Below are 12728 nucleotides of genomic sequence, written 5' to 3'. Positions count from 1 at the left end.
GCATCCCGCGCAGATTGCGGTTTGCAACACTTTTAGTCTTTCTCCTGGTGACATGACTGTCATAACGCTTAAGTGTTAAGAGATTGATCGGTGAAATGATTCAGCTCACACTATTTTTGTATAACAAATACCGCGCAATGGCGCGAAAACGCTCATTTTGTTGATGCAGTACACACATTTTAATTTCGATATTTCTCGTTTTTGAGCGTTAACGATAAATTAACAGTGTGCCTACCGGCTCCGGGGATGTCAGTGACCTTCTCGCACACAATAAACATTAAACTCTCTTCAGGATCCGATTATGAGTCAAACATCAACCTTAAAAGGCCAGTGCATTGCTGAATTCCTCGGTACCGGGTTGTTGATTTTCTTCGGTGTGGGCTGTGTCGCTGCACTCAAAGTGGCCGGGGCAACTTTTGGTCAGTGGGAAATCAGCATCATCTGGGGTCTGGGGGTAGCAATGGCTATCTATCTGACCGCAGGCGTTTCTGGTGCACACCTGAATCCAGCGGTCACCATCGCACTCTGGCTGTTTGCCTGTTTTGATAAACGCAAAGTCGTCCCTTTTATTATTTCGCAAATTGCCGGCGCCTTTTGCGCAGCGGCATTGGTTTACGGGCTTTATTACAATCTTTTCCTCGATTTCGAACAAACCAACCATATCGTGCGCGGCAGTACGGAAAGCCTGGGTCTGGCAGGTACTTTCTCCACCTATCCAAACCCGCATATCAATTTTGTGCAGGCCTTCGCGGTTGAAATGGTCATTACCGCTATTCTAATGGGGCTGATTCTGGCCCTGACCGACGATGGTAACGGTGTACCTCGTGGTCCTCTGGCACCACTGCTGATCGGCTTACTGATTGCCGTTATTGGTGCTTCCATGGGGCCGCTAACCGGTTTTGCGATGAACCCGGCGCGTGACTTCGGACCGAAACTGTTCGCCGGACTGGCCGGATGGGGTGAGATTGCCTTCACGGGTGGTCGTGATATCCCTTACTTCCTGGTACCGGTGTTTGGCCCAATTACTGGCGCAATTTTGGGCGCATGGGCCTATCGCAAACTGATTGGTCGTCATTTACCGTGCGATGTCTGCGCGATTGAAGAGAAAGACGTTGCGGCCAACACTCAACAAAAAGCTTCGCAGTAATGTGACTACGGGACAAAAAATTATGACTGAAAAAAAATATATCGTTGCGCTCGACCAGGGCACCACCAGCTCCCGCGCGGTCGTAATGGACCACGATGCGAATATCGTTGCCGTTTCACAGCGCGAATTCGAGCAAATCTACCCGAAAGCAGGTTGGGTAGAACACGACCCAATGGAAATTTGGGCGACCCAAAGCTCCACGCTGGTAGAAGTGCTGGCGAAAGCCGATATCAGTTCCGATGAAATTGCCGCGATCGGTATTACCAACCAGCGTGAAACCACCATCGTCTGGGAACGTGAGACCGGTAAACCTATCTATAACGCCATTGTGTGGCAGTGTCGTCGTACCGCGGATATCTGCGAGAAGCTCAAGCGCGACGGTATGGAAGAGTACATTCGTAGCAACACCGGCCTGGTGATTGACCCGTACTTCTCCGGTACCAAAGTGAAGTGGATCCTCGACCACGTAGAAGGCTCGCGTGAGCGCGCTCGTCGCGGTGAACTGCTGTTTGGTACCGTAGACACCTGGCTTATCTGGAAAATGACGCAGGGGCGTGTACACGTCACCGATTACACCAACGCCTCACGTACCATGCTGTTCAACATTCACTCCCTGGACTGGGACGACAAGATGCTGGATGCGCTGGATATTCCGCGCGCCATGCTGCCGGAAGTACGTCGTTCTTCTGAAGTGTACGGTCAGACCAACATCGGTGGTAAGGGCGGCATTCGTATTCCTATCTCCGGTATCGCCGGTGACCAGCAGGCGGCGCTGTTCGGCCAACTGTGCGTGAAGGAAGGGATGGCGAAAAACACCTACGGTACCGGCTGCTTCATGCTGATGAACACCGGCGAGAAAGCCGTTAAGTCCGAAAACGGGCTGCTGACCACCATCGCCTGCGGACCGACCGGGGAAGTGAACTACGCCCTGGAAGGCGCGGTGTTTATGGCGGGTGCCTCTATCCAGTGGCTGCGTGATGAAATGAAACTCATCAGCGATGCATTCGACTCTGAGTATTTCGCCACCAAAGTGAAAGACACCAACGGCGTGTACGTCGTTCCGGCATTCACCGGTCTGGGCGCACCGTACTGGGACCCGTATGCGCGTGGCGCCATCTTCGGTCTGACCCGTGGTGTAAACTCCAACCACATCATCCGCGCAACGCTTGAGTCTATCGCTTACCAGACCCGTGACGTACTGGAAGCGATGCAGGCTGACTCCGGCATTCGTCTGCACGCCCTGCGCGTCGATGGCGGTGCGGTCGCCAACAACTTCCTGATGCAGTTCCAGTCGGATATTCTCGGCACGCGCGTTGAGCGTCCGGAAGTCCGCGAAGTCACTGCGCTGGGTGCGGCGTACCTGGCCGGTCTGGCGGTCGGCTTCTGGCAAAACCTGGATGAGCTGCAGGAAAAAGCGGTCATCGAGCGTGAATTCCGTCCCGGCATCGAAACTACCGAACGTAACTTCCGTTACAGCGGCTGGAAAAAAGCTGTCAAACGCGCCATGGCGTGGGAAGATCACGACGAGTAATACGTCATTGCCGGATGGCGACGCTAAGGTGTCTTATCCGGCAATATCTTCGTGCGGGGACAACCCCGCACACACATCAATAATCTCGCCCCCTCCCCTGTGCTACACTTCGCGCCATTCCTTTCAGCTACGAGTTTGCAATGAGACGAGAACTTGCCATTGAATTTTCACGCGTGACCGAAGCGGCCGCGCTGGCTGGCTACAAATGGCTGGGCCGCGGCGATAAAAATACCGCTGACGGCGCGGCGGTGAACGCCATGCGTATTATGCTCAACCAGGTCAACATCGACGGCACCATCGTGATTGGCGAGGGTGAGATCGATGAAGCACCGATGCTGTTTATCGGTGAGAAAGTCGGGACCGGTCTTGGTGATGCGGTCGACATCGCCGTCGATCCTATCGAAGGCACGCGTATGACGGCAATGGGTCAGGCAAACGCGCTGGCGGTACTGGCTGTTGGCGATAAAGGCTGCTTCCTGAACGCGCCAGACATGTATATGGAAAAGCTGATTGTCGGCCCAGGCGCAAAAGGGTCCATTGACCTAAATCTGTCGCTGGAAGCCAACCTGCATAACGTTGCCGCTGCACTCAATAAGCCGCTGAGTGAACTGACCGTCACCATTCTGGCCAAGCCACGCCATGATGACGTTATTGCAGAGATGACGAAACTGGGCGTGCGCGTATTCGCTATTCCCGACGGCGACGTTGCGGCTTCAATTCTGACCTGCATGCCTGACAGTGAAGTTGACGTGCTGTACGGCATTGGCGGCGCACCGGAAGGAGTGGTCTCCGCCGCCGTTATCCGCGCGCTGGATGGCGATATGCAGGGCCGTCTCCTGGCGCGTCATGACGTCAAAGGCGACAGCGAAGAAAACCGCCGCATTGGCGAACAGGAACTGGCCCGCTGCACCGCGATGGGCATTGAAGCGGGCAAAGCGCTGCGTCTGGACGAAATGGCGCGCAGCGACAACGTCATTTTCTCTGCCACCGGCATCACCAAAGGCGATCTGCTGGAAGGCATTAGCCGCAAAGGCAATATCGCGACCACCGAAACGCTGCTGATCCGCGGCAAATCGCGCACAATCCGCCGTATTCAGTCGATTCACTATCTCGATCGCAAAGATCCCGATGTGCAGGCGCACATCCTGTAATTGATTTGATCAATAGAGCCTTCCAGCCCATCCGGGCTGGAAATCTTTCGTCCAACGAACGAAGATAAGGCAATCAAAGCAGACAGGAGAAAACCATGGCAGATTGGGTAACAGGCAAAGTCACAAAGGTGCAGAACTGGACCGATGCCTTATTTAGTTTGACCGTGCGAGCTCCAGTTCTTCCTTTTACTGCTGGCCAGTTTACCAAGCTTGGCCTGGAAATCGACGGCGAGCGCGTCCAGCGCGCCTATTCCTACGTCAATGCGCCCGACAATCCCGATTTAGAGTTTTATCTGGTGACAGTTCCCGACGGCAAACTCAGCCCTCGTTTGGCCGCGCTGAAACCTGGCGATGACATTCAGGTGGTCAGTGAAGCCGCTGGCTTCTTCGTGCTGGATGAGATCCCCGATTGCGATACGCTATGGATGCTGGCGACCGGCACGGCTATCGGCCCGTATTTGTCGATTTTGCAGTTAGGCAAAGATCTGGATCGCTTTAAAAATCTGGTGCTGGTCCACGCCGCGCGCTATGCCGCCGATTTAAGCTACCTGCCATTGATGCAGGCGCTGGAAAAGCGCTACGAAGGTAAATTACGTATCCAGACCGTTGTTAGCCGTGAAACTGCGGCAAATTCGTTGACCGGGCGAGTGCCGGCGCTGATTGAAAGCGGTGAGCTGGAAAAAGCGGTAGGTCTGCCAATGGATAAAGAAACCAGCCACGTAATGCTGTGTGGAAATCCACAAATGGTACGCGACACGCAGCAACTGTTGAAAGAGACCCGGCAGATGACCAAACACCTGCGCCGTCGACCAGGCCATATGACTGCTGAGCACTACTGGTAAGGGCTTGCCGGATGGCGACGCTAACGCGCCTTATCCGGCCTACGAGTCAGCTCTGTACTTTACGTCCTGCGTATCTTTACCATATTTATTTTCGTCCTGGGTGCCGACAAACGCGCCCAGATCGATAAGCATGCCGACCAGAATCAGCGTCGGAAGAAAACGGCCTACCGCCCATTGCCAGACGCCAGGTAACATCGCCCAGTTTCCGGCCAGCAGCATCCACGCCAGAATCATCAGCAACGCCCACGCCCCTGAACGTCCCCGATCGTGCAGACGCTTTACCGTCACCGCCGCCGTCGGCCATAGCAGACACACCAGACAAAATGCCGCGGTTTGAATATCGAGTAATTGCTTACTCGCCAGGGAGAACAACGCCAACATACTGACGAGCCACAGACCTATCCAAATCCAGAAATCACGGCGTCCAATACGCCCTTTAAATGAGAATAACCACTGCTGTATGGTCATGTAGGTTCCTTTATTATTACCTTCCAGGACAGTTTACCCTTTTGACAAGCCGGACGGTTACCGTTTTAATCGTGAGCAGTGAGAATGAAAGGTACAATTGATGAAGCAAGGATTTACACTGTTTTTATTACTGTTTTCAGCCTTAACCGTAAGCACTACGGCGCAGGCGGAAGAGCCATCGACGGCAATCACGGCCCCCTATTTGTTGGCGGGCGCGCCAACTTTTGATCTATCGATTAGCCAGTTTCGTGAAAACTTTAATACACAGAATCCGAAGCTTATCCTCAATGAGTTCCGCGCCATCGACAGCAGTCGCGACCGAGCGAATCTCACCCGCGCCGCCAGTAAAATCAACGAAAACCTGTATGCGTCCTCGGCCCTTGAGCGCGGTACATTGAAAATCAAAAGTATGCAGATCACCTGGCTGCCGATTCAGGGGCCAGAACAAAAGGCGGCGAAAGCGAAAGCGCTGGAATATATGAGCGCCGTCATCCGCACCGTCGCGCCGCTGCTGACGAAAGAACAGAGCCAGAAAAAGCTGCAAAAATTGCTCGCCGCAGGCAAAGGTAAGCACTATTACGCCGAAACAGAAGGCGCTATTCGCTATGTCATAGCAGATAACGGTGAAAAGGGCTGACCTTCGCTGTTGAACCGATTAAGCTGGCTCTATCTGAAAACCTCGAAGGGTCGAATAAGTGACAAAAAGCAAAGCCTTTCTGGGGATGAATCTCTATACTGTTTCACAGACCATGCTGCCCTGACGGGCGGCCATATTCCTTAATTCGCTGACAAGCGTGGAGAAATGAAATGCGACATCCTTTAGTGATGGGTAACTGGAAACTGAACGGCAGCCGCCATATGGTAAACGAACTGGTTGCTAATCTGCGTAAAGAACTGGCTGGCGTTGCTGGCTGTGCAGTAGCGATTGCTCCGCCGGAAATGTATATCGACCTGGCGAAACACGCCGCTGCCGGTAGCCACATCATCCTGGGCGCGCAGAACGTTGACCTGAACCTGTCTGGCGCATTCACCGGTGAAACAAGCGCTGAAATGCTGAAAGATATCGGCGCGCAGTACATCATTATCGGTCACTCTGAGCGTCGTACTTATCACAAAGAGTCTGACGAGCTGATCGCGAAGAAATTCGCTGTGCTGAAAGAGCAGGGTCTGACTCCAGTTCTGTGCATCGGTGAAACCGAAGCAGAAAACGAAGCGGGCAAAACTGAAGAAGTCTGCGCACGTCAGATCGACGCCGTTCTGAAAACTCAGGGCGCTGCGGCATTCGAAGGCGTAGTCATCGCTTACGAACCAGTATGGGCTATCGGTACCGGTAAATCTGCAACTCCGGCTCAGGCTCAGGCTGTTCACAAATTCATTCGTGATCACATTGCTAAAGCTGACGCGAAAATCGCTGAACAGGTTATTATCCAGTACGGCGGTTCCGTAAACGCGGGCAACGCGGCAGAACTGTTCGCTCAGCCGGACATCGACGGCGCGCTGGTTGGCGGTGCTTCTCTGAAAGCAGATGCTTTCGCAGTCATCGTTAAAGCAGCAGAAGCCGCTAAACAGGCTTAAGTTGTTAAGGCGGGAGGGGCACTCCTCCCGCTGTATTAACTACCAGTATCCCAACCAGTGCCACCAGAAGGCGCCGGTCACACCCCAAATGGTCAGGTTGACCACACTCATTACCAGCCCCGTTTTCCACCACTCCGCCAGCGTGACATAGCCCGAACCAAAGATAATAGGCGCAGTACCCGTGCCATAGTGCGTGAGCGACATCATCAAGGAGGAGGAGAAACCGAGCATTAAACCAAGCAGCGCTGGCGGCGCGCCGAGGCCTAAACCTGCAGCGAAGAACGCAGCGAACATCGCCGTAATATGCGCAGTTGTACTGGCGAAAAAGTAGTGCGAATAGACGTAAAGCAGAATCAACAACAGCGTCGCAATGCTCCAGTGCACACCCAGATGGTCGATTGCACTACCCACGCTGGTCGCCAGCCAACCGACCAACCCAAGCTTGCTGAGAAAATCCGCCATCATTACCAGCGCCGCGAACCAGACTATGGTATCCCACGCTCCACGGCATTTAAGAATGTCTTCCCAGCTTAATACTCCCGCCATCAACAGAATCGACAAACCAATTAACGCGGCGCTTGTGGGGTTTACGCTCCAGGCGCTGCCCATCAACATCGCGGGCACTCCCGCCCACAGGCAGAGCAGCAAAATGAAGACGGCCAGGGTAATTTTCTCTGCCAGTGAAAGCGGACCTAGGGCCTCCAGTTTTTGTCGTGCGAACTGCGGCGCATTTGGCGTGCGCGTGATAGCTGGCGGATAGAGCCACCAGATTACAATCGGCATGACGACCAGCGAGACCACAGCGGGAAGCAGCGCCGCAATAGCCCACATTCCCCAGGTCATGTTCAGCACGCCATCCGTCCCCTTCGTTAAAAAGCTAACGATTAAGGGGTTAGGTGCGGTCGCGGTGATGAACATTGCCGAGCTGATGGGGTTAATGTTGTAATTCACCAGCGCCAGATAACGACCCGTTGAACCATTCTCGTTGTTTCCCGGTTGCGATCCGAGGCTTTCCGCAATCGCCCGCATTACTGGGTGGATAATACCACCGCCACGCGCCGTGTTGCTGGGCGTAACCGGCGCAATCAGCGTTTCCGCAAGGGTTAATGCCCACGCAATACCCAGCGTTCTTTTACCAAACAGCGCAATAAACCCGTAGCCAATTCGCGCCCCCAGGCCGGTCTTTAACAGACTTTGCGACAGCATAATGGATAAACCAATCAGCCAGATTAACTGGTTAGAAAAGCCACTCAACGCATCGTTCAGTGCGGCCGAGGGTTTACCGGGGTTAGTGACGCCGGTCATCGCCACCAGCATAATCGCCACAACCGCAATGGCGCCAATGGGCATGGCTTTACCGATAATCGCTGCGATCGTACCTATGAACAACGCCAGCAGATGCCACGCTTGCGGAGTGACATCAGGCGGACACGGGATAACAAACCAGATGGTCAGCGTGATCGCGAGCGAAATGATGGCAGGCCAACAGCGGATAGGGGTCAAACTGTCCATGAATCAATCCTTGAGTTTCCAGTGCATAAATCTGCGCCCCGGTATTAACCGCCATCAGCCCAAATAAAACAATTCATCATCTCACAAAACAAAAAATTAACATTTAGATACAGTTATAATTTACCCAGCATACTGAACCAGAGGTAATCCAACGGCAGAAGCACCAGATACGTTGCCGCCGCCAGCGCAATACACAGCAGCATCCCCTCCCTCGCAGGCACTTTCCCAAGCGCCATCGCCACAACAATGGGTGAAGCCTGATACGGAAGTAGCGGTGTGGAATATCCCAGTACCTGAATCATAATCACCGACAGCAGCGGGAATCCCGTCGCATCGGCAAAGCTTTGCGCCAACGTGGTATATAGCGCCGGAACGCCGTTTGCCGTCATAATAAAATTGAGTGCGGTGGTAATGCCAGTCAGCGCGAGGAAGCTGGTAAACGGTTTTTCCGCGTCCAGCGGCATCACCTGTAACAGCGCCTCGCCCACCGCACTGCCAATACCGGTCTGCGTGACGGTGATCGCCAGCCCCAGAATACCCGCCACATAGATACAGGTACGGATATTGACCCCACTGGAAAACTCCTCGCCATTAATAAAGCCAACCCGAGGTAGCAGCGTGATAACCGCCGCCGCCAGTCCGGTCCACGCTGGACCAATGCCGTGCCAGCTTTCGCTTACCCACAAAAACAACACCACCGCTAACATCCATGCCAGACGTTTTTCATCCCGGCTCATCGGCTCAGGCGGCGTCAGATCGCGCGGCGCATGGGGCTTACCAGGAAACAGCCAGCAGATAAGTACGATGAGTACCGCGCCCTTGAGCCAGCCCAGAACCGGCGTATGTAACAGTAAATAGGGCAGATAATTCAGGTGGATACCGTAAGAACCTTCCGCTGCGCCGCTCATCACCAGATTCGGCACGTTAGCGGGTAAAATCGTCGCGGAAAGCTGGAACGTCCCAAACCCGACGGCCAGCGCCAGACCATACCAGGCTCGCGTGCCGTCGTTAATTCCCGCCCGTTTCGCCATCGCCGCGACAATCGGCATCAGCAGCGCAATGCGCCCCATATTGGACGGCATTACAAACGCCAGCGCATAACTTAGCAGTACCACACTCGCTACCATTAACGGCCAGGAGTCGGTCAATCGCGATGACAGCGCCCTCGCCGCCCTGTCCGCCAATCCCGTTTTACGAATCGCGATACCCAGCACGAAGCCACTGAAGACCAGCCAGAATGCCGATGACGCAAAGCCGCCAAAAATCACATCCGGTGGCGCGATTTTGGCCACCATCGCCACGGCAAAGAACAGCAGCGCCGTTATAAATTCCGGTAGTAGCGATGTCGCCCAGAGAATAATGGTGATGCCAACCACCAGAGAAGGAATAAACAGAGGGTGTGAAAGCCAGAGCGACATGCCTGTCTCCTGTTGTTTTTTTCAACAAGAATACGGGGACAGGCATGCGGAGTAAACGCCAGATTAGGTAGGGTTAGCGCAGAATATCACATTGATGATCCTGAATTTCCTCAGCAGAGGCGAGATTCAGCGACAGCAAGTTACGCTGAGTCGCCAGCAGGACAAAAGACTCATCGCTTTGGCGCACCATCGCCAGCGCATAGCGGCCCATATGTTCTCGCGCATTCGGTACTTCTTCCGCCAGCATAATAAACGGGCTGCGTTGCGCCAGTTCGTTTTCCGTGACGCGACGCGCCAGATATTCATGCCCGCGTAATCCACCCGGCAAAGGCAACCAGCGGGTGCTGATTTTCGCCATGTTGTCATCCAGCTGCTTTCTGACATCGGTTCGCAGGCAGGAGATATGAATGTGCAGGTGATTTTGCGTACGCCCGCTACGCGAGTTAATGGTCAGCGATACCGCTTTGTCAGGGATCTCCTGACCGTATTTTTGGCTCATAAAGCTACGCGCCTGCCAGGCCAGCCAGAAAAAGTTCGGCGTGCCTGATTCCAACAGCAACGGGCTTTCCGTACCATTGATACGGTAACCAGGCATCAACAGATATTGCAGCGGACCATTACGATCTTTGAACACCACATATCCGGCGTCTGGTTTCACTTCCACGCACGGTGCGGGATCCTGCTGCTGCAACTGGTGCGGCAAGCATTGCTGAAGAACAATCTGGCGTAACGCGTCCGGGTTGCCGGTGAATTTCCAGTAACCAATGCCAGCAGCGGCAGCCACCACAATCACCGCCAGTAAAAGATAGCCTGCTTTTTTCATTACGCGTTCCCTGTATCCTATTGAGGGGCAAGAGTAACGCAAAACCATGACAAATAAAAAACCCGGTCGCGTTATGCCACCGGGTTGGTAACTCACAGATTTATTTAACGCTTGCTGATCTGGTCGAACGTACCGCCGTTAGAGAAGTGCTCTTTCTGTGCTTTCGTCCAGCCGCCAAACTCTTCGTCAATGGTGAACAGCTTCAGCTTCGGAAAGGCATTTTCGTATTTCTTCGCCACTTCAGCATCACGCGGACGGTAGAAGTTTTTCGCTGCTATCTCCTGACCTTCCGGCGAGTAGAGATACTTCAGGTAGGCTTCCGCTACCGCTTTGGTGTCTTTCTTTTCCACCACTTTGTCGACCACGGAAACGGTCGGCTCCGCGAGAATCGATTCGCTCGGGGTCACTATCTCGAATTTATCTTTACCCAGTTCGTTCGTCGCCAGTAGCGCTTCGTTTTCCCAGGCAATCAGCACATCACCGATACCGCGTTCAACGAAGGTATTAGTTGAGCCACGCGCACCAGAGTCCAGCACTTCAACGTTTTTAAACAGGGCTTTGACGAAGTCCTGGGCTTTGGCCTGATCGTTATTGTTGTGGTGCAGGGCATAGCCCCATGCTGCCAGATAGTTCCAGCGTGCGCCGCCTGAGCTTTTCGGGTTTGGCGTAATGACAGACACACCCGGTTTGACAAGATCGTTCCAGTCATGAATTTGTTTTGGATTGCCCTTGCGGACCAGGAAAACGATGGTGGAAGTGTAAGGTGCTGAGTTATCCGGCAGACGCTTGATCCAGTTTTTATCGATACGACCACGTTCAGCAATAGCGTCCACATCGTAAGCCAGCGCCAGCGTCACGACATCGGCTTCAATGCCGTTAATGACGGAAGTCGCCTGTTTACCCGAACCGCCGTGCGATTGGCGGATCACGACGTTGTCGCCGGTTTCCTGCTTCCAGTGCGCGCTAAAAGCTTTGTTGTACTGCTCGTACAGCTCACGCGTTGGATCGTACGATACGTTAAGTAACTGAATATCCTTTGCCAGAACGCTGGTCGATGCCAGCAATAATGTTAACCCTACGCCCCATTTGTTCATCGCCCAGCTCTCTTATGTGGTGTTGTGATGAGCAAAGCGTGCCAGAAAGCGATCCAAACATTAAAGAATAAAAAAAGATTTGCTATAACTTCGAGGAATAAATCTGAGGGATTGCCGGATGGCGGCTAGCGCCTAATCCGGCCTACACGTTTCTGCAACCTGTAGGCCTGATAAGCGTAGCGCCATCAGGCGCGCAAAAAACAATCAGTACAGTTTTATCGCGCAGTCCAGCCAGTCACCTTTGAAAGGACGCTTCATGTTTTCGATAGCGTCGATGATGTCATGGTGAACCAGTTTTTCGTTCTGAATACCTACGCAACGGCCACCGTGACCTTCGAGCAGCAGTTCAATGGCATACGCGCCCATACGGGACGCCAGAATACGGTCATAAGGAACCGGAGAACCACCACGCTGGATGTGACCCAGTACGGTTGAACGCGTTTCACGGCCCGTTTCTTTCTCGATGTAATGCGCCAGTTCGTCAACGTCACACATGTGTTCAGTGATCGCTACAATCGCGTGTTTTTTACCTTTCGCGATACCGGCTTTGATTTCAGCAACCAGATCGTCACGGCTGAATTCTACTTCCGGAACCACCACGAACTCACAACCGCCGGCAATCGCTGCCGCCAGAGTCAGATCACCACAGTAGCGGCCCATCACTTCAACGATGGAAATACGCTGGTGAGAAGAAGAGGTATCACGCAGACGGTCAATCGCTTCGACTACAGTACCCAGCGCGGTGAAATAACCGATGGTGTAGTCGGTGCCCTTGATATCGTTGTCGATAGTGCCCGGCAGACCGATGCACGGGAAGCCCATTTCAGTCAGGCGTTTCGCACCCATGTAAGAACCGTCACCGCCGATAACAACCAGGGCGTCGATGCCACGTTTCTTCAGGTTTTCGATAGCCACCGCACGCACGTTTTCGTCGCGGAATTCCGGGAAGCGGGCAGAACCGAGGAAGGTACCGCCACGGTTGATCATGTCGGACACGCTATAGCGGTCGAGCTGGACCATACGGTCTTCATACAAACCCAGGTAGCCATCATGGATCCCCATGACTTCCAGCCCTTCCGTCAACGCTGCACGTACAACACCACGGATTGCTGCGTTCATGCCCGGCGCATCACCGCCGCTTGTCAACACACCGATTTTCTTAATCAT

At 53.7% G+C, this 12728-nt stretch carries 11 protein-coding genes and 1 pseudogene; 6 read left to right on the top strand and 6 right to left on the bottom strand.

The genetic code is table 11. The features are described 5' to 3' along the window. Window positions 1–301: 301 nt before the first annotated feature. The 4 genes from FDW96_RS22575 (at window position 302) to fpr (ending at window position 4671) form a co-directional block, all read left to right on the top strand. On the top strand, window positions 302–1147 hold the full coding sequence (locus FDW96_RS22575; RefSeq protein ID WP_038635996.1) for an MIP/aquaporin family protein: 846 nt from the start codon (window positions 302–304) through the stop codon (window positions 1145–1147). A 22-nt stretch (window positions 1148–1169) separates the two neighbouring features. Then, window positions 1170–2678: a glycerol kinase GlpK gene (gene glpK, locus FDW96_RS22570; protein ID WP_042313394.1), complete on the top strand. Its 1509-nt coding sequence runs from the start codon at window positions 1170–1172 to the stop codon at window positions 2676–2678. A 140-nt stretch (window positions 2679–2818) separates the two neighbouring features. Beyond that, window positions 2819–3829: a class II fructose-bisphosphatase gene (glpX, locus tag FDW96_RS22565; RefSeq protein ID WP_137366344.1), complete on the top strand. Its 1011-nt coding sequence runs from the start codon at window positions 2819–2821 to the stop codon at window positions 3827–3829. A gap of 95 nt (window positions 3830–3924) precedes the next feature. Next, window positions 3925–4671, top strand: coding sequence for a ferredoxin--NADP(+) reductase (gene fpr, locus FDW96_RS22560; protein WP_137366343.1), 747 nt, complete (start codon window positions 3925–3927; stop codon window positions 4669–4671). Window positions 4672–4710: 39 nt separating this feature from the next. Here fpr and FDW96_RS22555 read toward each other — a convergent pair whose 3' ends face one another. Then, window positions 4711–5139 (bottom strand): DUF805 domain-containing protein, encoded by a 429-nt coding sequence (locus FDW96_RS22555; protein ID WP_042313402.1) that lies wholly within the window; start codon window positions 5137–5139, stop codon window positions 4711–4713. Window positions 5140–5239: 100 nt separating this feature from the next. Here FDW96_RS22555 and FDW96_RS22550 point away from each other — a divergent pair. Both FDW96_RS22550 and tpiA read left to right on the top strand, forming a co-directional pair. Beyond that, a pseudogene (locus FDW96_RS22550) lies at window positions 5240–5838 on the top strand (YiiQ family protein). 108 nt (window positions 5839–5946) lie between these two features. Beyond that, window positions 5947–6714: a triose-phosphate isomerase gene (tpiA, locus tag FDW96_RS22545; RefSeq protein WP_038635981.1), complete on the top strand. Its 768-nt coding sequence runs from the start codon at window positions 5947–5949 to the stop codon at window positions 6712–6714. A gap of 39 nt (window positions 6715–6753) precedes the next feature. Here tpiA and FDW96_RS22540 read toward each other — a convergent pair whose 3' ends face one another. The 5 genes from FDW96_RS22540 to pfkA all read right to left on the bottom strand — a co-directional run bounded on the left by FDW96_RS22540 (window position 6754) and on the right by pfkA (window position 12728). Further along, on the bottom strand, window positions 6754–8226 hold the full coding sequence (locus FDW96_RS22540; protein ID WP_042313410.1) for a DASS family sodium-coupled anion symporter: 1473 nt from the start codon (window positions 8224–8226) through the stop codon (window positions 6754–6756). A 113-nt stretch (window positions 8227–8339) separates the two neighbouring features. Beyond that, entirely contained in the window at window positions 8340–9644 is a 1305-nt protein-coding gene (locus FDW96_RS22535) for an SLC13 family permease (protein ID WP_137366342.1), read from the bottom strand. 73 nt (window positions 9645–9717) lie between these two features. After that, a complete protein-coding gene (locus FDW96_RS22530) occupies window positions 9718–10467 on the bottom strand; it encodes a CDP-diacylglycerol diphosphatase (protein ID WP_042313414.1) in 750 nt (249 codons plus the stop codon). A 104-nt stretch (window positions 10468–10571) separates the two neighbouring features. Beyond that, a complete protein-coding gene (sbp, locus tag FDW96_RS22525; protein ID WP_042313417.1) occupies window positions 10572–11561 on the bottom strand; it encodes a sulfate/thiosulfate ABC transporter substrate-binding protein Sbp in 990 nt (329 codons plus the stop codon). Between the two features lie 204 nt (window positions 11562–11765). Beyond that, window positions 11766–12728, bottom strand: a complete 963-nt coding sequence (gene pfkA, locus FDW96_RS22520; RefSeq protein ID WP_137366341.1) for a 6-phosphofructokinase — start codon at window positions 12726–12728, stop codon at window positions 11766–11768.

Source organism: Citrobacter sp. TBCS-15 (assembly GCF_005280815.1).
Classification (GTDB): domain Bacteria; phylum Pseudomonadota; class Gammaproteobacteria; order Enterobacterales; family Enterobacteriaceae; genus Citrobacter; species Citrobacter werkmanii.
Note: the sequence above shows the minus strand (reverse complement) of the source record. Positions and strands in the feature narration are given on the sequence as shown.

Coding starts and splice junctions, on each gene's coding strand:
- FDW96_RS22530 (WP_042313414.1), bottom strand. CDS start 10,467: ATGAAAAAAGCAGGCTATCTTTTACTGGCGGTGATTGTGGTGGCTGCC.
- FDW96_RS22555 (WP_042313402.1), bottom strand. CDS start 5,139: ATGACCATACAGCAGTGGTTATTCTCATTTAAAGGGCGTATTGGACGC.
- tpiA (WP_038635981.1), top strand. CDS start 5,947: ATGCGACATCCTTTAGTGATGGGTAACTGGAAACTGAACGGCAGCCGC.
- FDW96_RS22535 (WP_137366342.1), bottom strand. CDS start 9,644: ATGTCGCTCTGGCTTTCACACCCTCTGTTTATTCCTTCTCTGGTGGTT.
- glpX (WP_137366344.1), top strand. CDS start 2,819: ATGAGACGAGAACTTGCCATTGAATTTTCACGCGTGACCGAAGCGGCC.
- FDW96_RS22575 (WP_038635996.1), top strand. CDS start 302: ATGAGTCAAACATCAACCTTAAAAGGCCAGTGCATTGCTGAATTCCTC.
- sbp (WP_042313417.1), bottom strand. CDS start 11,561: ATGAACAAATGGGGCGTAGGGTTAACATTATTGCTGGCATCGACCAGC.
- glpK (WP_042313394.1), top strand. CDS start 1,170: ATGACTGAAAAAAAATATATCGTTGCGCTCGACCAGGGCACCACCAGC.
- pfkA (WP_137366341.1), bottom strand. CDS start 12,728: ATGATTAAGAAAATCGGTGTGTTGACAAGCGGCGGTGATGCGCCGGGC.
- fpr (WP_137366343.1), top strand. CDS start 3,925: ATGGCAGATTGGGTAACAGGCAAAGTCACAAAGGTGCAGAACTGGACC.
- FDW96_RS22540 (WP_042313410.1), bottom strand. CDS start 8,226: ATGGACAGTTTGACCCCTATCCGCTGTTGGCCTGCCATCATTTCGCTC.